We start from the raw sequence: 25,010 nt of genomic DNA, 5'->3' as shown, positions 1-25,010 counted from the left end.
CTATGTAAAACACAGGGATTAAAATTATCTTGTCTCGTCCTGAAAAAGGTAACTAAAAAACGCTAAAATTAGTCATCTTTGTTTCAGAGCTAGCGGAACTTTTTGAATACTAAAGTGGCATTATGTCCTCCGAAGCCAAATGCATTACTCAATGCAAAATTGATTTCTTTTTCTTTAGCCTCTCCGAATACAATATTAATATCTTTAGGGATACTCTCATCAATGTTGTGAAGATTGATGGTTGGTGGAATAATACCGTTTTGAATAGCCTTAATAGATAGGATCGCTTCAACGGCTCCGGCTGCACCTAATAAGTGGCCAGTCATTGACTTTGTGGCACTGATATCAAGGTTTTTACTCCCTTTAAATGCATTATTGATAGCTTTTAGCTCAATCAAATCTCCCAGTGGAGTAGAAGTAGCATGTGGGTTAATATAATCAATATCCTCTATATTGGCACCAGCTTCTTTTACGGCTAAATGCATTGCTTTGATGGCACCCACGCCTTCCGGATGAGGTGCAGTCATGTGATAAGCATCTGCAGTCATAGCTGCACCGGCTAATTCAGCATAGATTTTTGCCCCTCTTGCTAAGGCGTGTTCATATTCTTCAAGAATCAATGCACCAGCTCCTTCACCCATTACAAAACCATCTCTGTCTGCATCGTAAGGACGGCTGGCTGTTGCAAAATCATCATTTCTGGTAGACATAGCCTTCATAATAGAGAAGCCACCTATTGAAGCCGGAGTAATAGCCGCTTCAGAACCGCCACTGATGATTACCTTTGCTTTTCCAAGACGGATGTAGTTGAAAGCATCCATCAATGCTGTATTTCCTGTTGCACAAGCAGAAACTGTTGTATAATTGATTCCTTGAAGACCATACTTCATGGAGATCATCCCTGAAGCCATATTGGCAATAAACTTAGGAACAAAAAAAGGATTAAAACGAGGTGTACCATCACCGTGTGCAAAATCCATTACTTCTTTTTCAAAAGTCCACATTCCGCCCTGTCCTGTTCCCCAGATTACTCCAGAGTCGAAAGGATCCATATTTTCAAGGTCCAAACCGGAATCCTGTATTGCTTCTGCTGAAGCGTACATAGCATATTGTGTAAAAAGATCACTTCTTTTGATTTCGTTGTGGGTAAGATGCAGCTTTGGATCAAAACCTTTTACCTCACAAGCAAAGTGTACCTTAAATTTTTCTGAATCGAAATGAGTGATTAACCCAGCTCCGCTGGCTCCGTTAATACTGTTGTGCCAAAAATCTTCGACATTATTTCCCAAGGGTGTCACTGCGCCCAATCCTGTAATGACAACTCTTTTCATATTAGTTGATTGTTTAAAACTGATTAGATTTTCATGCGGTAAAGTGTTTTTACCCATGCTTCATTTCACTGCTTTTCTTTATCATTCTGTTTTCCGTTTGCAATATTATCATTTTTCTTTCGCTGCGGACGAATAATAAAGTATATTATTTATAGCATAATGAATGTTTTTTCTGTAAAAGTAGCTGTAAACTACTTTTCTAAGATCATCGTTACGCCTTGTCCACGAGCCGCACAGATAGAGATAAAGCCTTTTCCGCTTCCTTTTTCATTCAATAGTTTGGCTAAGGTAGCTATGATTCTTCCCCCTGTTGCTGCAAAAGGGTGCGCAGCTGCCAAACTTCCGCCTTTTACATTGAGTCTGCTTCTGTCTATCTTGCCAAGAGCTTTTTCCAATCCGAACTGTTTAGCAAGATTATCATTTTCCCAGATTTTAATGGTAGCCAGTACTTGAGCGGCAAAAGCTTCATGAATTTCATAATAATCAAAGTCTTCCAGGTTTATTCCTGCTTTTTTCAGCATTCTTTCCGCAGCGAAGACGGGAGCTAATAATAAATTCTGTTGGTTTTCAACATATTCTATTCCTGCAAGTTCTGAAAATGTAATATAAGCCAGAACAGGAAGATTATTGGCTTTTGCCCATTCTTCACTAGCTAATAATACTGCAGAAGCACCATCTGTAAAAGGAGTAGAGTTTCCGGCTGTTAATGTTCCGTTTTGCTTATCAAAAGCAGGTTTTAATTGAGATAATTTTTCAAGGCTGGTATCGCGGCGAAGATTATTGTCTTTGTCCAGCCCATAGGCAGATGTAATCATATCATCAAAGAATCCTTCATCATAAGCCTTTGCCATATTCTGGTGGCTTTTAAAAGCCAAATCATCCTGATCTTCCCTTGAAATCTGATAATATTTAGCTGTTATTTCAGTATGTCCACCCATTACAAGACCTGTTTTGGGTTCCTGCCCTTTGTAAGGAATAGGCATCCAGTCTTTTAGTTTCGGACTTAACAGCTGTTTTAATTTTCCAAATGCAGATTTCTCCTTATTAGCTTTTAAAAGAGCTTTTCTCAATCGGGGGGAAGATTCAAAAGGAATATTGCTCATCGCTTCCACACCACAGGCGATACCAGAATCTATTTGTCCAAGAGCGATTTTATTCCCAATGTAAATTGCAGCCTCAATTCCGGTATCACAAGCCTGTTGAAGATCACAGGCAGGAGTGGCAGGATTCAATGAGGTATTCATTACGGTTTCTCTGATGAGGTTGCTTTCTGAGATGTGTTTGATGACAGCACCGCCGGCTACTTCTCCGAGTAATTGACCTTGTAATTGATAGCGATCTATCAATCCATTCAGAGCAGATAGTAAAAGATCTTGATTGCCCTTTTCTGCATAGGCGGTATTCATTCTGGCAAATGGGATTCTGCTGTATCCTACAATGGCCACTTTTTTTGTTTCCATATTTGAAAATTTATGATGGAAGAATGGTGAGTTCATGATCAATCATCTCTTTGACTTTGTCCAGCGCCTGATTCAGAAATCGTTCATTATCCATTGTTTTTGAAAGTAAGATTCCTCCTTCAATAAGCATAATAAATAGAGAGGCATATTCATCAGGATCTATAGAGACATTCAACTCGTTGTTTTTCTGCCCTTGAAGAATCACTGCAGCTATTCTTTCTGTCCATAATGTAAATGATTTTTGAACATATTGCTTAAGAGCAGGAAAAGAATCATCAGCCTCTGTGGCAGCATTCATTAGCGGGCATCCTCCATTTGAAAAAACAGAGCGCCAGTTTTTTCTGTAAAATGCTACAAAAGCATGAAGTTTACCGGTTGAGGTTGGATATTGATCTCCTAACGAATGATTCATTACTTTGCTCAGCAATCCTGCATTATACTTATACACTTCAATAGCTACCTGATCCTTATTCTCAAAGTTTCCATAAATGCTTCCTTTGGTGAGTCCAGTTGCCTGGGTAATGTCTGACAATGAAGTAGCGCTATAGCCCTTTGTATTGAACAAAGTAGCCGTTTTCTCAATGATAAATTGTTTTGTCTTTTCTGCCTTTGACATTTAAATGCTTAATTATAATGCAAATATACAAAAATATACCAAATGGTATATTTTATTTTAAAATGAAGTCTGAGAACTTTGCAGCGCCCAGACTTATTGTATTTGTTATATTTTTATGCTAAAGTAGCATTCAATGTAATTTCAAAGTTAAATGCTGCACTCACAGGGCATCCTTCTTCTGCAATCTTTGCATATTTCTGAAACTCTTCCTCTGAAATTCCGGGAACTTTTGCGGTAAGGGTTAGTTCAGATTTTGTAATTTTTCCAATGTTTGGATCAAGAGTGATGACTGATTTGGTGGTTAGCTCTTCAGGAGTGTAGCCTGCTTGTGAAAGCTCAGCACTTAATTTCATCGTAAAACATCCTGCATGGGCAGCAGCCAATAACTCTTCAGGATTGGTTCCTACACCATCTTCAAAGCGGCTGCTAAAAGAATATTGTGTTTGGTTTAAAGTAGTGCTTTGTGTCGTGATATGGCCTTTTCCTTCTTTAATAGTACCGTTCCAAACGGCTGTTGCATTACGTTTCATACTGTTGATTTTTGATTAATATGAATTGATATTGATGTGAAAGTTTATTTTCTTTACAAAATTGTTCTGTATAAAGATACAAAAAAGCATTGCTTGGAGTAGATTAAATTACAGAAGCATGATTTTATTCTGATATACATATCAAATTATGACGAAAAAAACAGAAAATATGTTTTTACATTGATATTATTTTATCATTTTTACAAATATTTGTACCGCGAACGATATTTTTAACCTTTTTCCAAAACTGCCTGAATGAACGGACTAGAAAATATTCTTAGAGAAATAACTCCACTATCTCCTGAAGACAGTTTTCTTGTATTTGACAGGATTAAGGAATCGTTTGATTTTCCCTATCACTATCATCCGGAAATTGAAATTAATTTCGTTTACAAAGGGAAGGGGTATCGTAGAATGATTGGAGACCATACTGGAGAGATTGGGGATCTGGAACTGGTGTTGGTAGGTCCCAATTTACCTCATTGCTGGGCAAATTATAAATGTAAGAACAGGAAAACTCACGAAATTACTGTACAGTTTAATCAGGATTTCTTTAATCAATCCATGATGCAGAAAAATATCCTGAAACCAATCAATAATCTGATTAAAGATTCCATCAGAGGAATTTTATTTTCTACGGAAACTGCAGAAAAACTAAAAGATTCGTTTCTTAATCTATCTAAGATGAACAGTTTTGAATCTTTCATAGAAATTATGAAAATTCTCAATGAGTTAGCCGTTGCGGAAGAAAAAACGCTTTTGTCATCCTACAGTATTGAACTTGAGACTTTTGATGATAATGATAAAATGAAAGTGATCCATGATTTTGTTCATAAGAATTTTGAAAATAAAATAACGCTGGACAATGCTGCTTCATTGGTGAACATGAGTAATGTGACATTCAATAGATTTATTAAAAAAAGAATGGGGACAACATTTATCAACTATCTCAATGAGATCAGAATAAGCTATGCGGCCCGCTGGCTGATGGAAAAGAATCTTACTGTTTTTGAAATTGCTTTTGAAGCTGGATTCAACAATATAGCGAACTTCAACAAAGTTTTTAAATCCATTAAAAAAACGACTCCTACAGAATTTAGGGAACAATTTAAAGGGGTAAAAAAAATCGAATAATTATTTTTCAAAGATTTACTTTTCAGTGATCTTAAATTTCCATAAAAATACCTTCTGTCATTCTGAACGAAATGAAGAGAATGAGAAATTTCTAAGACACAATAGCTGTCTATCCCTCATTTTGTTTACTCTTTCTGCTCAAAAATAGAACTAGGTTTTATTATTTGATGAGAAAAAAGTAAAAATAATTCCCCTTTTTTCAATTCTTGAGATTGAGTTTTAATTTATTGATAATTAGTGCTTTATGCACTTAAAAATTAAAGTACTGAAAAAATAATATCGTTTTATGATAAAATAGTATTATATCGGACTGGTTACAAAATTTAGATTTGTTAATGTGAATTAAATCTTAACTAAACTTTAAATAATTTAATACATAAACAGCAAAATATTGCTAAAAAAACAATAAAATTTTAGGTGTTGAATTTAAAGTAATGTCATTGATTCTCAATTAAATCTAACTAATCTAAACCTTATGAGAAAAGCAGTTATACCGGTTCTATTTGTTTTTTCCCTTTCTGCCACTGCACAGGAAAAAAAAGCGGCCGACACTACGAAGACAACCGATATTCAGGAGGTCGTAGTCACCTCTTTGGGGATTAAAAAGCAAGCCCGCGCTTTGACCTATTCCAGCCAGCAAATTGGCGGTGATGAACTGACAGAAGTGAAAACGCCCAATTTTTTAAACTCTATCAGTGGAAAAGTTTCCAATGTACAGATCAATAGAACTAACGGTGTAGGAAGTTCGGTGAGGGTTTTAATGAGAGGAAATAAATCAGCCAGTAGCAGTCAGCCTTTATACGTAATAGATGGTATTCCTATTATTAATAGTGTTGGAAAAGCTCCAGAAGCCAGCCAATACTCTACCATGCCAGACGCAGGTGATGTTTTAAGCTCTATCAATCCGGATGACATTGAAAGCATTAACTTCTTAAAAGGAGCTTCGGCTTCGGCACTTTATGGTTCTATTGGGGGAAATGGCGTTATTCTGATTACCACTAAAAAAGGAAAAGTAGGTAAAAGTTCTATAAGTTACAATACAAGTTTTACGGTAGATCAGGCATATAGTCTTCCTAAATTACAGAATAGTTATCTGTCTTATGATCCGGCAGTCTCTGGCCAAACTCCAGGTATTTCCAATGAAAGCTGGGGTGCAAAAGGGACATCTAAGGACTATCTAAAAGATTTTCTACAAACTGGTACAACATGGGTTAATAGCCTTTCTTTTCAGTCGGGAACCGAAAAATCAACGAATTATTTCTCAATAGGAAATACTACCAATAAAGGGATTGTCCCTTCTTCTTATTTTGATCAATATAATGTCTCTTTTAGAAATTCCAGCAAATATCTGAATGATAAATTAACATTGGATGCTAATTTTATTGGCTCTATACAAAACAGTATCAACAGACAGACTCCCGGCATTTCTTTCTCACCTTTAGTGAGTTTATACTGGTTACCCAGGGGAGTAGACTTTGATCAATATAATAATAGTAACTATTCTTTTATAGATAAAACAAGATTATTACCTGCTCAGAATTGGTGGGCTATAGGAGCAGATGGAAAATTCAACGGAAATCCTGCAACACAAAACCCTTATTGGATATTAAATAGAAATAAAGTTACTGTTAACAATAAAAATACATATAGTGCCTTATCATTGGCATATCAAATCAATCCATGGTTATCAGCAAGAGTAAGAGGGAACTATAGCTGGAATATTACGGATAGTCAAAGAGGCGTTTCGGCATATTCAGATCCAAATCTTATAACGAGCAATGGCGAAAATGGAAGATTCCTTCAAAATAAATACGAAAACTCTTCTACTTATGGGGATGTATTATTGGTAGGTAGTCCAAAATTAAGTGAAGACATTTCATTAGATTTTACAGTGGGAGGAAGTATCAATACTTCAAGAAATACAGTTACAGAAATTGATAATGCTTATTTAGCAGCTCCAAATTTGTTTACTGTGAGTAATCTGCAATGGAATGTAAACAGAGGGGTAGGAGATGGCTTTCATAATATAATCTATAGTACTAAAAAACAAATCCAGTCGGTTTTTGCAAGTGCATCTTTGGGGTATAAAAATATGTTCTTTGTGGATATGACTTTTAGAAATGACTGGGATTCTAGTTTGGCTTATACAGGAACCAGTGGATATGATTATGAATCTGTGGGTGCTAATGCTGTATTATCCTCAATCTTTAAACTTCCTGAAGCCATTAGCTTTTGGAAAATAAGAGGTTCCTATGCTACCGTAGGATTAGGATTGCCTGCAAATTTAACGACTGCAACCAATCCATATAATACTGCTTATGGATATATTGTTGATGCCGGTCAGATTATATATCCTAAATATTCACTTGTGACAGACCCTGCATTCAAGGAATTATTTGTAAAACCAGAGCTTAATAAAACTTTTGAAGTGGGTACTGAATTAAGATTGTTTAAAAACCGTTTAAGTTTTGATATCACCTATTACAATTCAAATGCGACCAACCAGCTTTTACCTATTACCATTTCTTCTAACTTAGGAGGTTTGCCGTCTGGTTCATATTATGTAAATGCTGGAAAGATACAAAATACAGGTTTTGAAGCTTCTCTATCCTATAAAATATTAGATTCAGAAAAATTGGGTTGGACGGCCAGTTTAAATGGTTCTGCGAACAAAAACAAAATTGTAGAATTATTTCCTGATCGATTAAATGTTAAGGACGATTTGCTCCTTGCACTTACTGGTGGTGGAGCTTATACAAAACTTAGAGTGGGTGGGTCTTTCGGAGATATCTATGGTATTAAGTTTCTGAGAGATGATCAGGGAAGAATTTTAGTAGATGCCCAGGGAAAGCCTATAGCAGATAAACAACAAATTGGTTATTTGGGGAATCCGAATCCTAAGTTTATGTTAGGGTTTAATAACTCTTTTAATATTGGAAAATTAGGGATCTCTTTTCTTATTGATGGGAAATTCGGAGGTCAGGTTCTGTCTCTTACAGAAAAAGCAAATGATATGCTTGGGGTAAGCCAGAACAGTGCTTCTGCCAGGGATGCAGGTGGAGTAGCTATCCCTAATGCTGTATATGCACCAGGAACACCAAATGCAGGAGCTGCCTATACTGGGTTAACTGATGCACAAGCTTATTATAAAGCGATAGGAGCCAACCAGGAAGGAGCAGGAATTGATGAAGCCTATATCTACAGCGCAACCACTGTAAGGCTGCGCCAAGCATCTATAGGGTATACTTTTGATATCAATTCTAGTTACCTGAGAAATGCGACGGTAAGTTTAGTGGGAACAAATCTATTTTTCTTTTATAAAAAAGCACCATTTGATCCTGAACAGGTATCAGGAAACACACCTGGGGGGGTAGGAGTAGATTCTTTTGGTATACCTATTACCAGATCTATCGGATTATCATTAAAAGCTAACTTCTAAATATACAAACTAAAATGAGAATAATTAATATTAAAACTTATATGCTTGGAGTAGCTGTACTTTTTTCTGCCTCCAGTTGTACCGGAGATTTTGAACAGTTTAATCAAGAGAAAGTTGGCGGTCCGGAAAATTTTTATGCAGACTTTAAGGCAATTGTAGACCCTATGAAAGCCATGCAAAGAGGTTTTCAGGCAGATTATCAGTTAGCAACGAATCTCAATGCAGATATGTATAGTGGAATGTTTAGTACAGCATCACAATTTAATGGAGGTACAAATAATCTTACTTATCTAATGATGGATAACTGGAACAATAGGATCATTTCTAAACAGCAAGATACTTTTAATAATTCTATTATCATTGATAACGCTGCAAAAAATAACTATCCTGGAATAGATTTTACTGCAACTTTTGCAGTGAAAAAAATATTGAAAATTCTTACAGCCGCAAGAGTTTCAGACCGCCATGGGCCTGTAGTATATAGTAAATATGATACTCCTAATGCAAACGGGATTACAGATTTTGATTCTCAGCAGGACGCTTACAATAATTTTATTAATGATCTTACCGCTGCTATTTCTGATTTGCAAAAAGTACAAAATACTCCCGCAACCCAGAATGTAGAAGATAAATCTGTTGTGAAAAAAGCAGATTTGATCTATGGTGGAGACATCGTCAAATGGGCAAAATTAGCAAACTCTCTAAAGCTAAGATTTGCTCTACGTATGAGCTATGCTGATCCTGTAAAATCAAAAAAATATGCAGAGGAAGTCTTTGCTTCTTCCGCAGGGTTAATATCTGATAATACAGATAATGCATTGATAAGTGTTGGGCAGCACGAATTAAGTTTTATTATCTATTCATGGGGTGACTGTTATATAGGAGCACCCATAATGGCTTATATGAGTGGTTTCAAAGATCCCAGACTTTCTGCGTATGCTAATCCTGCAACAGATCCTGCAACTTTTGTAGGAGGTAAACCACAATATATAGGAATACGTCAAGGAATTGATTTAATTAATGGGAAACCAACCTATGGAGGCTATTCTCAACCTGCAGCAAGAGCTGCCAGTGGAGATTATTTCTCAGGCACTGATGGAAAGTTCAAATTATTTACTGCTGCTGAAACATGGTTTTTAAAAGCTGAAGCAGCTTTGAGAGGTTACTCAGGTGCAGGGGATGCACAAGCTAATTACCAGGCAGGTATCACTCAATCTTTTGGAGAATGGGGGAAAAGTTCTGATGTCGCTAATTATCTTGCTGATAACGTTTCAACAGAAGCTCCTTACATTGATCCTAAAAATACAGCCAATAATATACTTGCCGGAGACTCTCAATTAAGCACCATTACAATTGCTTGGAACAACAGTGATTCCAACGAAAAGAAACTTGAAAGAATCATCACTCAAAAATGGTTAGCTCTTTATCCGGATGGTCCTGAAGCATGGGCTGAACAAAGAAGAACGGGCTACCCAATTTTATTCAAAGTCAGAAAAAATGATAGTGGAGGATTAATTGGAACAGATCAGATGATCAGAAGAATTCCATTTACAAATGATACAAAAAATTCGACTTTCAATTACGCACAGGCGGTGCAGCAATTAGGCGGCCCGGATAACGGAGCTACCAAGTTATGGTGGGATAAGAAATAATCAAATCACTTCAAAAATACAGAGACATCTCATAAAGGATAATCATTCGGGCAGGAGATAGGCGTAGGATCTCCCAAAAATTTATAGTTTCGTTTTTAGCCGGAATGAACTTTGAGATGTTCTCTTTTTCTTTAGAATCTTATTTTTAAATATGGGAAAAAACAACTCCGGAACCCGTCGGATTCAGCCAATTCTCTGGATATCCACATTATATTTTGCAATGGGTGTGCCCTTTGTAACCATTAATGCGGTGTCAGGAATCATGTATAAGGATATGGGAGTTTCGGATTCACAGATCACTTTCTGGACGGCTCTCATTATGTTTTCATGGACGTTAAAGCCACTTTGGAGTCCTTTTCTGGAGATCTATAAAACCAAAAAATTCTTTGTTGTTTCTACCCAGTTTGCCATAGGGATTCTCTTTGCCTTAGTTGCCTTAAGTCTGCCTTTGCATGATTTTTTTAAATACAGCATTGCTCTTTTTGCAGTAGTAGCCTTTTGTGGGGCTACGCATGATGTAGTTGCAGATGGAACTTATATTGGTTTTCTTACCAATAAAGAACAAGCCAGGTACATTGGCTGGCAGGGAGCATTTTATAACCTTGCCAAGATTATCAGCAGCGGAGCTTTAGTATATGCAGCTGGAGTGTTAGAAAAAACAAAGGGAGTTACCCACGCCTGGATGATCATTATGGTGGTCTATGCACTATTGTTTTTTGCATTAGCTATTTATCATTATTTCATTCTGCCTAAAGAAAATAAAGAGGCTCAGAAAGATGAAAAAACAGCAGGAAATGTCCGCAAAGAATTATTGGAAGTAATCACTTCTTTCTTTACCAAAAAGAATATTCTGTGGTCATTACTGTTCATTATCCTGTACCGTTTTGCAGAAGGTTTTGCGATAAAAATAGCTCCTTTATTTTTTAAAGCACCAAGAACTTCAGGTGGATTAGGATTATGTACTTCAGATATTGGACTTATTTATGGAACTTATGGTTCTGCGGCATTCATTCTGGGATCTGTTTTGGCAGGATATTTTATTTCAGCCCGCGGATTGAAGAAATCTTTAATTTGGCTCTGCTGTGCATTCAATATTCCATTTGTGGTGTATGCATTGCTGGCTTATTATCAGCCGGTAGATCTTTTACCCGTAGGAATTGCTGTAGTGGTAGAATACTTTGGTTATGGATTCGGTTTTGTGGGATTAATGCTTTATATGATGCAACAGATTGCTCCTGGAAAACATAAAACAGCTCATTATGCTTTTGCTACAGGAATTATGAACCTTGGAGTAATGATTCCGGGAATGTTCAGTGGGATGATTAGTGACTGGATTGGATATAAAATGTTCTTCATCTGGGTGCTGATTGCTACCATTCCTGCTTTTCTTGTGACTCTGTTCGTTCCTTTCCCTTATTCAGAAAATCAGAAAGAAGAACCAATCAATTAATAAACAAATTTTAAATAAAAAGTAAAAATACTTTATGACAGCTCAATCAGTAATGATCCCTTGGCAGGATCGCCCGGAAGGTTGTAATGATACTATGTGGAGGTTTTCCGAAAACCCGATCATTGACAGATATGCGATACCCACATCCAACAGTGTATTCAATAGTGCAGTAATCCCTTTTGAAGATGGGTTTGCCGGAGTGTTCCGTTGTGATAACAAAGCAGTACAGATGAATATTTTCGCAGGGTTCAGTAAAGATGGAATCAATTGGGACATCAATCATGATCCGATTGAAATGCATGCCGGAAATACTGATATGATTGAATCCGATTACAAATATGATCCCCGTGTCACCTTTATAGAAGACCGCTACTGGATCACATGGTGCAACGGATACAATGGGCCTACCATCGGAATTGGATATACTTTTGATTTTAAAGAATTTTTCCAGTGCGAAAATGCATTTCTGCCTTTCAACAGAAACGGAGTGCTTTTTCCGGAAAAAATCAATGGTAAATATGCGATGTTGAGCCGTCCGAGTGATAATGGACATACTCCTTTTGGAGATATTTATATCAGCTATAGTCCTGATATGAAGTACTGGGGTGAGCACCGCTGTGTAATGAAAGTTGCTCCTTTCGAAGACAGTGCATGGCAATGTACGAAGATTGGAGGTGGACCGGTTCCTATTAAAACGGAAGAAGGGTGGCTGCTTTTTTATCATGGAGTTATCAATACCTGCAATGGGTTTAGATATTCGATGGGAGCTGCTTTGCTTGACCTTGAAGATCCTGCAAAAGTATTGTACAGAACAAAACCTTATTTATTAGCTCCGGCAGAACTGTACGAGCTAACAGGTGATGTGCCGAATGTGGTTTTCCCTTGCGCAGCTTTGACGGAAGGAGACAAAGTAACAGTGTATTATGGCGCAGCCGATACTGTAGTGGCCATAGCCTTTGGATATATTTCAGAAATTATTGATTTTATGAAAAAGAATTCAATCTAATTATTTTAAGATAAAAAAATATAAAAACCAGCTTAATTGCTCTCCTTTTTGGGATCTTTGTAATGGTTTTCCTATTTTTAAACAAACTTTTAAATTAAAAAATCCCCGATACTCTCTTATCATGAAAAAAGAATTGCTGATTTGTTTTTTTACATCCTTGATTTCCTTAGCGAATGCCCAATACAATAAGAATGATATTTTATCATGGGTAGATCCGTTTATAGGAACAGGAGGGCATGGGCATACCTTTCCGGGAGCAACTACACCATTCGGAATGATTCAGCTGAGTCCGGATCAAAATACGAAAAGTGGTGACTGGGACTGGTGTTCCGGATATCATTACAGCAGTAAGACGATCATGGGATTCAGTCATAATCACCTTAGTGGTACAGGTTGGGCAGATCTGGGAGATATTCTGGTAATGCCAACAGTAGGACAGGTAAAAATGGTTCCGGGATCAGAGGATAAACCAGAAACCGGATATCGTTCAACATTCACTCATGATAAAGAAACAGCAGCACCAGGATACTATTCTGTAATGCTGGACAGTTATGGGATTAAAGCAGAACTTACTGCTTCTCCGAGAGTAGGATTCCATAAATATACCTTCCCAAAGACGGATGAAGCCAATATTATTATTGATCCTACGAATAAAATCTTCGGAAACATTTATCACACATTGGTAAGTGTAGAAGGGAATAACAAGATTAAAGGATATTGCTACAGCAATGGCTGGGGCGGAAAGAGATTTGCCTATTTTGTAATGGAATTTTCCAAACCGTTTAAATCTTATGGGGTTTATGCTGAAGGGAAAATAAAAGACAATGAAAAAATTGCCCTGGCTAAAGATGCTAAGGCTTTTGTAAGATTTGCTACTGAAGATCAGGAAAGTATTGAAGTAAAAGTTTCTCTATCTCCGGTAAGCACAGAAAATGCGCAGGAAAACTTTGATACAGAAGCAAAAAACATAGATTTCGCAAAAGCTAAAGAGACTGCACAAAAGACCTGGAGAGATCTTATTGGAAGGTTTCAGGTAACCGGAGGTACAGATAGTCAGAGAAAGATATTCTACACAGGAGTTTATCATACATTTATCGCTCCAAACCTTTATATGGATGTGAATGGAGATTATGTAGCAGCTCAGGAAAATATGAATACCAAATGGTTCACGAACTATAGTACATATTCCTACTGGGATGGCTTTAGAGCTACCCATCCATTATTGACGATTATGGATCAGAAACATACCAAGGAATTTGCCAATTCTCTTATTAGCAGATATACGGATCGTAAAGATCATATGCCTATCTGGGAATTATGCGGGTATGATAATTTTTGTATGCTGGGTTACCACAGTGCGTCAGTAATCTGGGATGCTATTTCCAAAGGAGTTCCCGGTATTGATGGCGAAAAAGCTTTTGCCGCGATGAAAGATGCTTCTCTTACAGATAAAATGAGCAGCAGTGATGGAGGCGGTGGCCTTAATGATTATATTAAGCTTGGCTATACTCCTTCCGAAAACGGAGCTTCTGTTTCTGCAACATTAGAATATTCATACGATGACTGGTGTATTCAGCAGCTGGCAGAGAAATTAGGAAAGAAGGATGAAGCAGAAGTGTACAAAAAACGCTCAATGAACTTCTTGAATACCTTCAATAAAGAGAATAATCATTTCTGGCCGAGACAAAAAAATGGAAAGTTCTTAGCAGATTTCCCTCTTAATGACTGGAAAAAACTTCAGCCACATTGGGTATCTGGAAATATATGGGCTTATGACTTCTTTGTTCCGCATCAGATTAATGAAATGATGAATTTGTATGGCGGGAAGAAAGGGTTTGAAGAAAAACTGGATAAAACATTTACTGAAAACCTTAAAATGGAAGGCGAGCAGCATGTTGATATTTCTGGATTCATCGGGTCTTTAGGATTTGGTGATGAGCCGGGACATCATGTTCCATACCTTTATAATTATGCCGGAAGTCCTTACAAAACACAGAAAATGGTAAAATACATCCGTGATAATATGTATGCTGCCAAACCGGATGGGATTGTGAATAATGAAGACTGCGGGCAGATGTCAGCATGGTATATTTTTTCTTCATTAGGATTCTATCCTGTAACACCAGGAAAACCTGTATATGCTATTGGAGCCCCACAGTTCCCGAAAGCTTCATTACAACTTGAAAACGGGAAAACCTTCACGGTGATTGCTGATAAAATTTCAGATAAAAATATCTATGTACAGAAAATGTTCCTGAATGGAAAAGAGTACAAAAGTTGGGAACTGAACCACAGTGATATCATGAATGGTGGTGAGTTAAGATTTGTAATGGGAAGCAAGCCTGTAAAATAAAGACTAATAAAAAATAAACGAAATAAAAGTATCAATGGAAAGGAGAGATTTTATTAAAACAAGTGCATTGGCCGGAGCAGGATTAATGTTTACTCAGAATGTTTTTGCTAAAACCCTTGCTACGGAAGGATTTCCTGTAGTTCGTGTTCCTAAAGATAAAAGACATTTTACCAGCGAATCCGTAGAAAATGCTATTGCAGCCTTTAAAAAGAAAGTAAACAATAAAGAGCTAAGCTGGCTATTTGAGAACTGCTTTCCAAATACATTAGATACTACTGTTTTCTACAGTGAAACTAACGGAACACCGGATACTTATGTGATTACGGGAGATATTGATGCGATGTGGCTTCGGGATAGCTCTGCACAGGTTTTTCCATACCTGCAGTTCTCTAAGAAAGACGAGAAGCTTCACAAACTTATTTCCGGAGTTATCCATAAGCAAACAAAGTTTATCCTGAAAGATCCTTATGCCAACGCATTCTACAATGATGATCAAAAAATCAGTAAGTGGAAAGAATATGATCATACTGATATGAAACCGGGAACCCATGAAAGAAAATGGGAGATTGATTCATTGTGTTATCCTATTCGTTTAGCGTATCACTTCTGGAAAACAACAGGAGATACAAAACCTTTTGATGCTAATTGGCTGCAAGGGATAAAACTTACACTACAAACTTTCACAGAGCAGCAGAGAAAGAATGATCTTGGACCCTATAAATTTGAACGTACAACGGCTTGGGCTACTGATGGAGTTCCAATGGGTGGATATGGTTATCCGACCAAACCTGTAGGTCTTATCAGTTCTATGTTCCGTCCAAGTGATGATGCTACAATCTATGGATTTTTGATTCCTTCCAACTTATTTGCAGTAGTAAGTTTACGCCAGGCTGCAGAAATGGTTTCTCAGATTAAAAATGAAAAAACCTTGGCTCAGCAACTGAACAGCCTTGCTGATGAGGTAGATGCAGCCATCAAAAAATATGGAATTTATAATCATCCTGAATTTGGAAAAATATATGCTTTTGAAGTCAATGGTTTCGGAAGTTATAACCTGATGGATGATGCAAACTGTCCAAGTCTGTTAGGATTACCTTATCTGGATGCGGTGAAAGCTGACGACCCTGTTTATCAGAATACAAGGAAATTCGTTTGGTCGGAAAATAATCCATTCTTTTTTAAAGGAAAACTGGCAGAAGGAATAGGAGGCCCTCATATTGGTCTGGATATGATCTGGCCAATGAGTATCATTATGAAAGCACTCACTACAACAGACAAAAGTGAGATCAAATGGTGTATAGATACCTTACAGAAAACGCACGGCGGGACAGGCTTTATGCATGAATCCTTCCATAAAGACAACGACAAAAAATTCACCAGAGAATGGTTTGCATGGTCCAATACCTTATTTGGCGAATTGTTGTGGAAAACATTTAACGAAAACCCTCAGCTACTGACATAGCCCACAATTTTATATGGCTTATTTACTTAAGATGCTTTCCACAAAATGAAAGGATCAGGGGACTGCTATATAAAATTCAAACACCAAAACACCTTAAAAAGATTATACAATGAAAAAAAAATCAATCCTTACTGTACTGATGGCCATGGCCCTTCAGTCTGGTGCTTTTCTTAACGCACAGCAGCTTAATCCTAAAGGAATATGCTATGTGGAAGTGAATAACAACAACATCCTGAATGCAGGAGCGTACAAATTGCAAACATCAAACAGTTATCTGTTCAATGTGGTGAATATTTTTGCGGCTAATATTAATTATGATACCAGCCGTGGAAGAGCTTATCTGTATTCTAATAATAATGTGACCAAGGTTCTTACCAATGCGGACACTTATATTAAACCTTTGCAGCAGAAAGGAATGAAAGTAGTTCTTACCATTCTGGGAAATCACCAGGGAGCAGGAATATGTAATTTCCCAACCCGCGAGGCCGCAAAAGACTTTGCAGTACAGTTAGCCAATACAGTAAATACTTATGGTCTGGATGGGATTGATTTTGATGATGAATATTCAGATTATGGAAACAACGGAACAGGGCAGCCTAATGACAGTTCCTTCGTAATGCTTGTTCAGGAATTAAGAGCATTGCTTCCGGATAAAATCATTTCATTCTACTATTACGGAGATGCCGCTTCAAGGCTTTCCTGGAACGGAGCCAGAGTAGGAGATAACATCAACTACAGCTGGAATGCGATGTATGGAACCTTCTCCGCTCCTAATGTGCCACCTCTTACTAAAGCCCAAATTTCTCCGGCAGCAGTATGGTTGGGAAATACTTCGAATTCTACAACAACCAGCCTGGCTACTCAAACGAAAAACGGAGGGTATGGATTATATCTTTGGTATGACCTTAAAGGAACCAATCAGACTTCTCAACTTTCAGCAGGTACCCAAACATTATATGGTGAAGCCACAGTTTTAAGTGGAACTTTACAATCATGGACACAAGGGACCAATTGTGATGCACCTATTGGATTATTTACGAGCAATCTTACCGGAACCAGCGCAAAACTAAACTGGTCAACAGTAGGAACCAATACCTACGATATTGATTATAAACCTGCCTCTTCAACAACATGGACAAGCGCAGCTACAGCAGTCAGCTCTAGTTCAGTTACAGTTTCAGGACTAACAGCCAATACTGAATACGATTGGAGAATCAGAACAAACTGTAGTGTAAAAAGTACGTATATGTTCGCTCCGAGATTCAATAGTGGATCAGGTACAACAACTCCTACAGGTTCTTATGCTCTGTCTTTGGATGGGACAAGTGAGTCAGGAGCAGCCGGAAATATGAATTTAAGTGGATCGGCATTATCTTTTGAGGGCTGGATCAAACCTTCATCCTTCAAATCAGCATCTCCATATATTTCTTCTATTATGGGGACAGAAGCAGGAGATACTAATTCAGCATTACTAAGACTTGGAGATGCAGGGCTTGCTAATAATAAACTCCAGTTTGTATTAAGTATCAATAATGTGCAGCAAAAACTGGCTTCTTCTACTGCCTTGAATGCCAATACATGGTATCATGTAGCAGCAACATATGATGGAAGTACAATGAAACTTTATATCAATGGTACTCTGGATGCAAGTAAAGCACAATCCGGAAATGTAAATTCAAATGGAGCATTTAATGTGGGATATTTATACAATACTTCCAGAAATTTCAATGGTAAAATAGATGAAGTCAGAGTTTGGAAAAAAGCATTAACACAAACGGAAATCAGTCAGAACATGTGTAATGTTTCTGTTCCGGCTGCTTCTCTTGCCGCTTATTGGAAATTCAATGAAGGAAGTGGTTCAACGGTTCAAGACAATTCTGGAAATGGGGTTTCTTTATCATTAACGGGTGTGGATGCATCAAATTGGGTAACAGACTTGCCGTGTGCAACCGGAACCTCAAAATTATTGAGAAATGCAATAACGCAAAATGTAACAGGAGATATCAATACCAAGAATCCAATCAAAATATTTCCAAATCCAGTAAGTAAATCTTCATCATTTACAGTTTCTGTTTCTGATGAATATAACAAAGGAAAATTGACAATCTATGATTTTTATGGAAGAATTAGAGAAACAAAATCACTGAATACCGGAGAGAACCAATATGAATCCTCTGGACTTTCATCAGGAAATTATATTCTTCAGTTTGAATCTCAGAACGGAAGTATAAAACAGACAGAGAAACTAATGATAAAATAATAATATAGTCATTGGGCTTAGGCTCAATGACTTTTCCTCTTTTAATAAAAAATAATATCTATGAAAAAAAAATCCTTTCTTATTCCTCTAATGGCTTTAATGCTTCAGACTGTTTCTCAGCTCAAGGCCCAGCAGCTTAATCCTTTGGGAGTTTGCTATGTAGAAGTGAATAACAATAATATGCTGAATGCAGGGTCTTATACTTTGCAGAGTACTAACAGGCAGCTTTTTGATGTGGCCATCATCTTCGCAGCCAATATCAATTATGATGTTTCTAAAAGCAGAGCATATATCTCAAATAATAATAATGTTACCAAAGTATTGAATGATGTCAATACTTATGTAAAACCTTTACAACAGAAGGGAATTAAAGTGTTACTGGATATTTTGGGAAATCATCAAGGTGCTGGAATCTCTAATTTTCCTAATCGTGAAGCTGCAAGAGATTTTGCTCTGCAGGTAGCTCACACAGTATATACGTATGGGCTGGATGGAGTAGATCTTGACGACGAATATGCAGGATATGGAAATAACGGAACGGGTCAGCCAAATAACAGTTCTTTTGTAATGTTATTGCAAGAGCTTAAAGCTGCGATGCCTGACAAGTTAATAACATTTTATTATTTAGGACCTGCAACGAGCAGACAGAGTTATAATGGAGATCTGGCGGGTAATTATATTGATTATAGCTGGAATCCTTTTTATGGGACCTACAGTGCTCCGAATGTACCGCCTCTCAATAACTCAAAGCTTTCCGCTGCTGCAACCTGGATCCAGAATTCAAACCCACAGTCTACATCAGTTTCTACATTAACATCTTTAGCGAATAATACAAAAAATGATGGTTATGGTGTATTTATGTGGTACGACCTAGGAGGAACTAATGTTGCCAGCTATCTGAGTACCGGATCCAATATTCTTTATAATGAAAACACTCAGTTAAGCGGACAATTGTATTCATGGAGTCAAGGACAGGCTTGCGATCCACCGTTAGGACTGGAAGTTACTAATGTTACAGGGACATCAGCCAAATTGAATTGGACTTCCAATGGCTCCCAGACCTATAATATTGATTATAAACCTGCTAATTCAACAATATGGACCAATGTAGGAACTAACTACTCCGGAAGTAATATCACAATCAGTAATTTAACCATGAATACAGATTATGATTGGAGAATACAGTCTAATTGCTCTTCAACCTTAACCAGTACCTATCTTTTTGCTCCAAGGTTCAATTCAGGAAACGGATGTGCAACACCTTCAGGACTGATGTCAGGAAGCTATCTTGGAAATTCCGCTCAATTGTCATGGGATGCCGGAACAGCATCTTCTTATACACTTCAATACAAAACAGCCGCTGCTGCTTCATGGAGTGAAGTTCAGAATATTAATACGAATAGCTATTCTCTGCAAAATCTTAGCCCTAATACAAACTATGTGTGGAAAGTACAGACTGCCTGTACAGGTGGAACAACAAGTACCTATTCAACAGAAGGCACATTCAATAGTGGATTTGTACCAGTGGTAAGTCCTGGTCCAAGATCACTTTCCTTTAACGGAAGTACAAATTACCTGAATGCCGGGCAATTTAACCTGAGCGGAAATGCAGTAACCATTGAAGGATGGGTAAAAGTAAATGCTTTTAAAACTGCTTTCCCTAATATTTCATCAGTACTTGGTATTGAAGTAGGAGATAACAATTCTGCAATGCTTAGATTCGGAGATGGCGGTCTGGCGAATAACAAACTTCAGTTTATCCTGAGCTTCGGTTCCGCACAGACAAAAATCAATACAAACACCGCATTTAATACCAATACATGGTACCATGTGGCAGCAACCTATGATGGAACGGCGATGAAACTGTATATTAATGGCAATCTTGATGCAAGTACGCCGGTTACGGGTAATTTTACAGCCAACGGTATTCTTTATTTGGCAAGAAATTATGACAATTCTCGTGCACTTAATGGTTCTTTGGATGAATTCAGAGTATGGAAAAGAGCATTAACAGCCCAGGAAATTATGAATAACAGCTGTAATGTGCCAGCCAATTCACAAGGGCTGGAGGCCAACTGGAAAATGGATGAAGGAAATGGAATAGGCGCTTTGGATGCTACTGCAAATACTCATTTTGCAACCTTAGTAAACATGAATGATACGAATTGGAAAACAGAGGTTCCTTGCAACGCTTCACTGTCTGTAAGAGACGTTGAATCTGTAAAAGAAAACAGTACTGCTTATCCGAACCCCGTTAAAAGAGGAAGTGATATTCATTTTACAGTTGCTGATAGTTCCAGCGAAATATTATTCTATGACGTTTCAGGAAAATTATTGAAAAAGCAGGATATTAATCAAAATAATAACACAGTGAATACACAGGATCTGACAGCAGGTACTTATATTTACAAAATTACATCCTCAAAAAATAAAATAGTATCATCAGGTAAGATTATTGTAAAATAACACTCTGTAAATGAGTGTTTTATATGAAAAATAGAAAAGATTGTAAAGCGGGCAGACAAGCTATATGTTGTTTGCCTGCTTTTAAGTCAATAAAAATAGCTTGAATTTAAAATAAAAAATGATGCAGAATATACTAGGAATCGATATTGGTGGATCACATATTACATTGGCGCAGGTAGATCCTGAAAAAAAAGAGATCATCACTTCAACGTATCTAAGGGAGCATGTCAATTCCTTTGATGACAAAGAAACTATTTTCTCCGCATGGACTTCAGCTATTAAAAAAGCATCTCATAACCTGATTAAAGATGATCTTTTAATAGGAATTGCAATGCCTGGCCCTTTCGACTATGAAAACGGGACCTCCTTGATGCAGCAAGGAAAATTCATTGATATATACCAGGTGAATATAAAAGATGCGTTGGCTGAAAGGCTTTCCGTTTCTCCCAAACAGATTCATTTTGTAAATGATGCTGCTGCATTTATGGAAGGAGAAGTATTTGGAGGTTGTGTTCAAGGATTTAAAAGAGTTTTTGGAGTAACGCTGGGTACCGGATTAGGAACCACATTCTTTAATGGAGAATTTGCAACGGATGAAGACCTGTGGGATTCACCATTTAAAGTCTCTATTTGTGAAGATTATCTGGCAACACGATGGTTTGTGAAGCGCTATGAAGAACTGACCGGAGAACAGATTTCAGGAACCAAAGACCTTTTGGATAAACCTTTAGAAATACAGCAAACGATGTTTGATGAATACGCAGATTCTTTCTCAGATTTTATTGTGAAATATGTAGACCATTACAAACCGGAAGTTTTAGTTATAGGAGGAAATATAGCAAAAGCCTATCCTTATTTTGAGCAAAGATTTACTCAGAATCTGATAAAGAATAATATTAACTTGCAGGTCAGAATTTCAGCCATTTTTGAGGATGCTGCCATTCTGGGAGCTGCTAGCTATGCATTAAAAAAAGCTTATATAAATTAATAAAACGAAACGATACAATGAAGTCTATTTTTTCTACTTGCTTTCTTTTATTACAGGCCTTGGTGTTTGGTCAGAATATATCTCCTGTAGATTATGTGAATCCATTGATGGGAACCCAATCCAAACCTTCTTTATCCAACGGAAATACTTATCCGGCGGTAGGGCTTCCATGGGGAATGAACCTCTGGACAGCACAAACCGGAAAAATGGGTGACGGATGGGCTTATACTTACGATGCCGATAAAATAAAAGGATTCAAGCAAACCCATCAGCCTTCTCCATGGATGAATGATTACGGAGCATTTTCCATCATGCCGGGTGTGGGGAAACTAAAATTCAAAGAAGATGACAGGGCAAGCTGGTTCAGCCATAAAGCTGAGGTTGCTACACCATATTTCTATAGTGTTTATTTAGCAGATATCAATGTAACCACTGAATTTACTCCTACAGAAAGAGCTTCTTTTTTCAAATTTGATTTTCCAAAAACAGACAGCGCTTATGTAGTCATTGATGCATTAGACAAAGGATCTTACATCAAGATCTTACCTAAAGAAAGAAAAATCCTGGGATACACTACAAAATATTCTTCAGGAAAATATGATAATTTTAAAAACTACTTTGTCATCCAGTTTGATAAAGACTTTGAGCTGACCAAAACATGGAAAGATGATAAACTGATTAATAATCAATTAGAGATGACCAGCAATCATACCGGGGCAATAGTAGGTTTTAAACTTAAAAATAAAGAAACGGTATATGCAAAAATAGCCTCTTCATTCATTAGTTTTGAGCAGGCTGAGCTGAACCTTAAAAGAGAGATCGGAAACAGAAATTTTGAACAGGTAAAAACAGATGCTAAAAATATCTGGAATAAAACCTTAGGCAAATTAGAAGTAAAAGGAGGAACAGATCAGCAGATAAGAACTTTTTATTCTTCACTCTACAGAACCCTATTTTTCCCTCAAAAGTTATACGAAATTGATGCTCAGAATAAAGTAAAGCACTGGAGCCCGTACAATGGAAAAGTTGCAGACGGAAGAATGTTTGCCGGAACAGGTTTCTGGGATACTTTCCGTGCTTTGTATCCTTTCCTGAACCTGGTATATCCAAGCATCAATGTAGAAATGCAGGAAGGATTAGTGAATGCTTACAAAGAAGGAGGATTCTTACCAGAATGGAGCAGCCCCGGATATTCCGATATTATGATTGGAAACAATTCTGCGTCCGTAGTAGCAGATGCATACATCAAAGGCCTTCGTGGATATGATGTGGAAAGTCTTTGGCAGGCGGTAAAACATGGTGCCAACAATGAAGGACCAATGAAAGCAGTAGGCCGCGCAGGAGTAAAATATTACAATGAGTTGGGGTATGTACCTTATGATGTGAAAATTAATGAGAATGCAGCCAGAACATTAGAATACGCTTATGATGATTTTTCCATCTATCAATTAGGAAAGGCATTAGGAAAACCTGCTTCAGAAATTGATATTTACAAAAAAAGAGCGTATAATTACAAAAATCTGTTCGATAAAGAGACAGGATTAATGCGTGGAAAAAATAAAGACGGTAATTTCCAGAAACCATTCAATCCTTTTAAATGGGGAGATGCTTTTACAGAAGGAAACAGCTGGCATTATACCTGGTCAGTTTTCCAGGATATTAATGGTCTGGCAGAATTGATGGGTGGTAAAAAGAAATTTGAGGCCAAATTGGATGAAGTATTTTCATTACCGCCGGTTTTTGATGACAGCTATTATGGTGGAGTGATTCATGAGATCAGAGAAATGCAGATTATGAATATGGGACAGTATGCCCATGGAAATCAGCCTATTCAGCACATGATTTATCTGTATAATTATGCAGGAGCTCCTTATAAAACCCAGTATTGGGCAAGAGAAGTCATGAACAAACTATATCATGCTACGCCTGACGGCTATTGCGGAGATGAAGACAATGGGCAGACTTCCGCATGGTATATTTTTTCAGCATTAGGCTTTTATCCGGTAACACCAGCAACAGACCAGTATGTATTGGGAGCACCACTATTTAAAGAAGCAACCATTCATCTGGAAAATGGCAAGAAAATTGAAATAAAAGCTCCGGAAAATAACACTGCCAATTTATATGTAAAGTCATTGAACGTAAATCAACAGCCGTATTCAAAGAATTGGCTGAGCCATAAAGAATTAATCAAAGGAGCAGTTTTAGACTTTAAAATGGATAGTAAACCGAACACAGACAGAGGATCACAGGAAAAAGATTTTCCCTATTCAATGTCAAAAGAAGAATCAGGTAAATAATTTTAATTAAGAGAAACAAGATATATGAGTACTGAGAAAAGAGAAATATTCGATAGAGTTGAAAATATGTTGCAGACACAAGGTTTTACCATTGCGGCAAAAGATGAGACCAGACCGTGGGGAGGATTTTTCGTAATCGATGAAACACAGGCACAGGATTTTGCCAACCAATACTTTGATGGAATTGATGTTGAAAATCTAAGAATAGGAGGTAAGTTAAGTCCTAAAATTCTTATTGTAGCTCCTGAAGCAAGACTAAGCTGGCAGTACCACCACAGAAGAGCTGAAATCTGGCAGGTATTGGAAGGGACAGTAGGAATCAAAAGAAGTGCTACCGATGAAGAAGGAGAACTTGGAGAATATCATCCAAAAGATCAGGTAAAACTCCAGCAGGGTGAAAGACACAGATTAATAGGTCTGTCAGGCTGGGGAATTGTAGCCGAAATATGGCAGCATACCGATGCCTCCAATCCTTCGGACGAAGATGATATCGTAAGAGTACAGGATGACTTTGGAAGATAAATAAAAAATCAGCTTCAATATTGAAGCTGATTTTTTATTGG

At 37.4% G+C, this 25,010-nt stretch carries 16 protein-coding genes; 12 read left to right on the top strand and 4 right to left on the bottom strand.

Annotated features, from left to right (window positions below):
* Positions 1-89 precede the first annotated feature (89 nt).
* The 4 genes from fabF to AC3HD6_RS06395 form a co-directional block, all read right to left on the bottom strand.
* The gene (fabF, locus tag AC3HD6_RS06410) at positions 90-1,331 is read right to left on the bottom strand and encodes a beta-ketoacyl-ACP synthase II (RefSeq protein ID WP_488895596.1); all 1,242 of its coding nucleotides are present in this window, start codon (positions 1,329-1,331) and stop codon (positions 90-92) included.
* A 191-nt stretch (positions 1,332-1,522) separates the two neighbouring features.
* A complete protein-coding gene (locus tag AC3HD6_RS06405) occupies positions 1,523-2,791 on the bottom strand; it encodes an acetyl-CoA C-acetyltransferase (RefSeq protein WP_488895595.1) in 1,269 nt (422 codons plus the stop codon).
* Positions 2,792-2,801: 10 nt separating this feature from the next.
* Entirely contained in the window at positions 2,802-3,407 is a 606-nt protein-coding gene (locus AC3HD6_RS06400; RefSeq protein ID WP_488895594.1) for a TetR/AcrR family transcriptional regulator, read from the bottom strand.
* Positions 3,408-3,520: 113 nt separating this feature from the next.
* The gene (locus AC3HD6_RS06395; protein WP_488895593.1) at positions 3,521-3,937 is read right to left on the bottom strand and encodes an OsmC family protein; all 417 of its coding nucleotides are present in this window, start codon (positions 3,935-3,937) and stop codon (positions 3,521-3,523) included.
* A 255-nt stretch (positions 3,938-4,192) separates the two neighbouring features.
* Between AC3HD6_RS06395 and AC3HD6_RS06390 the strand changes: the two genes are divergently transcribed.
* The 12 genes from AC3HD6_RS06390 to AC3HD6_RS06335 all read left to right on the top strand — a co-directional run bounded on the left by AC3HD6_RS06390 (position 4,193) and on the right by AC3HD6_RS06335 (position 24,969).
* The gene (locus AC3HD6_RS06390) at positions 4,193-5,071 is read left to right on the top strand and encodes an AraC family transcriptional regulator (RefSeq protein WP_488895592.1); all 879 of its coding nucleotides are present in this window, start codon (positions 4,193-4,195) and stop codon (positions 5,069-5,071) included.
* Positions 5,072-5,546: 475 nt separating this feature from the next.
* Positions 5,547-8,510, top strand: a complete 2,964-nt coding sequence (locus AC3HD6_RS06385; RefSeq protein WP_488895591.1) for a SusC/RagA family TonB-linked outer membrane protein — start codon at positions 5,547-5,549, stop codon at positions 8,508-8,510.
* Positions 8,511-8,524: 14 nt separating this feature from the next.
* The gene (locus AC3HD6_RS06380) at positions 8,525-10,162 is read left to right on the top strand and encodes a SusD/RagB family nutrient-binding outer membrane lipoprotein (RefSeq protein WP_488895590.1); all 1,638 of its coding nucleotides are present in this window, start codon (positions 8,525-8,527) and stop codon (positions 10,160-10,162) included.
* A 151-nt stretch (positions 10,163-10,313) separates the two neighbouring features.
* Positions 10,314-11,612 carry an MFS transporter gene (locus AC3HD6_RS06375; RefSeq protein WP_488895589.1) on the top strand — a complete coding sequence of 433 codons (1,299 nt, stop codon included), beginning with the start codon at positions 10,314-10,316 and terminating at the stop codon, positions 11,610-11,612.
* Between the two features lie 34 nt (positions 11,613-11,646).
* A complete protein-coding gene (locus tag AC3HD6_RS06370; protein WP_488895588.1) occupies positions 11,647-12,618 on the top strand; it encodes a glycoside hydrolase family 130 protein in 972 nt (323 codons plus the stop codon).
* Between the two features lie 10 nt (positions 12,619-12,628).
* Positions 12,629-14,971, top strand: a complete 2,343-nt coding sequence (locus tag AC3HD6_RS06365; RefSeq protein ID WP_488895940.1) for a GH92 family glycosyl hydrolase — start codon at positions 12,629-12,631, stop codon at positions 14,969-14,971.
* A gap of 34 nt (positions 14,972-15,005) precedes the next feature.
* On the top strand, positions 15,006-16,433 hold the full coding sequence (locus AC3HD6_RS06360) for a glycoside hydrolase family 125 protein (protein WP_488895587.1): 1,428 nt from the start codon (positions 15,006-15,008) through the stop codon (positions 16,431-16,433).
* A gap of 109 nt (positions 16,434-16,542) precedes the next feature.
* Positions 16,543-18,693 carry an endo-beta-N-acetylglucosaminidase H gene (locus AC3HD6_RS06355; protein ID WP_488895586.1) on the top strand — a complete coding sequence of 717 codons (2,151 nt, stop codon included), beginning with the start codon at positions 16,543-16,545 and terminating at the stop codon, positions 18,691-18,693.
* A 60-nt stretch (positions 18,694-18,753) separates the two neighbouring features.
* Positions 18,754-21,159: an endo-beta-N-acetylglucosaminidase H gene (locus tag AC3HD6_RS06350; protein WP_488895585.1), complete on the top strand. Its 2,406-nt coding sequence runs from the start codon at positions 18,754-18,756 to the stop codon at positions 21,157-21,159.
* A gap of 121 nt (positions 21,160-21,280) precedes the next feature.
* A complete protein-coding gene (locus AC3HD6_RS06345; RefSeq protein WP_488895584.1) occupies positions 21,281-22,147 on the top strand; it encodes an ROK family protein in 867 nt (288 codons plus the stop codon).
* Between the two features lie 17 nt (positions 22,148-22,164).
* The gene (locus AC3HD6_RS06340; RefSeq protein WP_488895583.1) at positions 22,165-24,447 is read left to right on the top strand and encodes a GH92 family glycosyl hydrolase; all 2,283 of its coding nucleotides are present in this window, start codon (positions 22,165-22,167) and stop codon (positions 24,445-24,447) included.
* 24 nt (positions 24,448-24,471) lie between these two features.
* Positions 24,472-24,969 carry a cupin domain-containing protein gene (locus tag AC3HD6_RS06335; RefSeq protein ID WP_488895582.1) on the top strand — a complete coding sequence of 166 codons (498 nt, stop codon included), beginning with the start codon at positions 24,472-24,474 and terminating at the stop codon, positions 24,967-24,969.
* Positions 24,970-25,010 lie beyond the last annotated feature (41 nt).

The sequence above is a fragment of the Chryseobacterium sp. II3a genome, from assembly GCF_057815135.1.
Note: the sequence above shows the minus strand (reverse complement) of the source record. Positions and strands in the feature narration are given on the sequence as shown.

Excerpts from the sequence above, each read along its gene's own strand:
- AC3HD6_RS06385 (WP_488895591.1), top strand. The coding sequence starts at position 5,547 with ATGAGAAAAGCAGTTATACCGGTTCTATTTGTTTTTTCCCTTTCTGCC.
- AC3HD6_RS06405 (WP_488895595.1), bottom strand. The coding sequence starts at position 2,791 with ATGGAAACAAAAAAAGTGGCCATTGTAGGATACAGCAGAATCCCATTT.
- AC3HD6_RS06360 (WP_488895587.1), top strand. The coding sequence starts at position 15,006 with ATGGAAAGGAGAGATTTTATTAAAACAAGTGCATTGGCCGGAGCAGGA.
- AC3HD6_RS06380 (WP_488895590.1), top strand. The coding sequence starts at position 8,525 with ATGAGAATAATTAATATTAAAACTTATATGCTTGGAGTAGCTGTACTT.
- AC3HD6_RS06370 (WP_488895588.1), top strand. The coding sequence starts at position 11,647 with ATGACAGCTCAATCAGTAATGATCCCTTGGCAGGATCGCCCGGAAGGT.
- AC3HD6_RS06340 (WP_488895583.1), top strand. The coding sequence starts at position 22,165 with ATGAAGTCTATTTTTTCTACTTGCTTTCTTTTATTACAGGCCTTGGTG.
- AC3HD6_RS06345 (WP_488895584.1), top strand. The coding sequence starts at position 21,281 with ATGCAGAATATACTAGGAATCGATATTGGTGGATCACATATTACATTG.
- AC3HD6_RS06335 (WP_488895582.1), top strand. The coding sequence starts at position 24,472 with ATGAGTACTGAGAAAAGAGAAATATTCGATAGAGTTGAAAATATGTTG.
- AC3HD6_RS06395 (WP_488895593.1), bottom strand. The coding sequence starts at position 3,937 with ATGAAACGTAATGCAACAGCCGTTTGGAACGGTACTATTAAAGAAGGA.
- fabF (WP_488895596.1), bottom strand. The coding sequence starts at position 1,331 with ATGAAAAGAGTTGTCATTACAGGATTGGGCGCAGTGACACCCTTGGGA.
- AC3HD6_RS06350 (WP_488895585.1), top strand. The coding sequence starts at position 18,754 with ATGAAAAAAAAATCCTTTCTTATTCCTCTAATGGCTTTAATGCTTCAG.
- AC3HD6_RS06400 (WP_488895594.1), bottom strand. The coding sequence starts at position 3,407 with ATGTCAAAGGCAGAAAAGACAAAACAATTTATCATTGAGAAAACGGCT.
- AC3HD6_RS06355 (WP_488895586.1), top strand. The coding sequence starts at position 16,543 with ATGAAAAAAAAATCAATCCTTACTGTACTGATGGCCATGGCCCTTCAG.
- AC3HD6_RS06375 (WP_488895589.1), top strand. The coding sequence starts at position 10,314 with ATGGGAAAAAACAACTCCGGAACCCGTCGGATTCAGCCAATTCTCTGG.
- AC3HD6_RS06390 (WP_488895592.1), top strand. The coding sequence starts at position 4,193 with ATGAACGGACTAGAAAATATTCTTAGAGAAATAACTCCACTATCTCCT.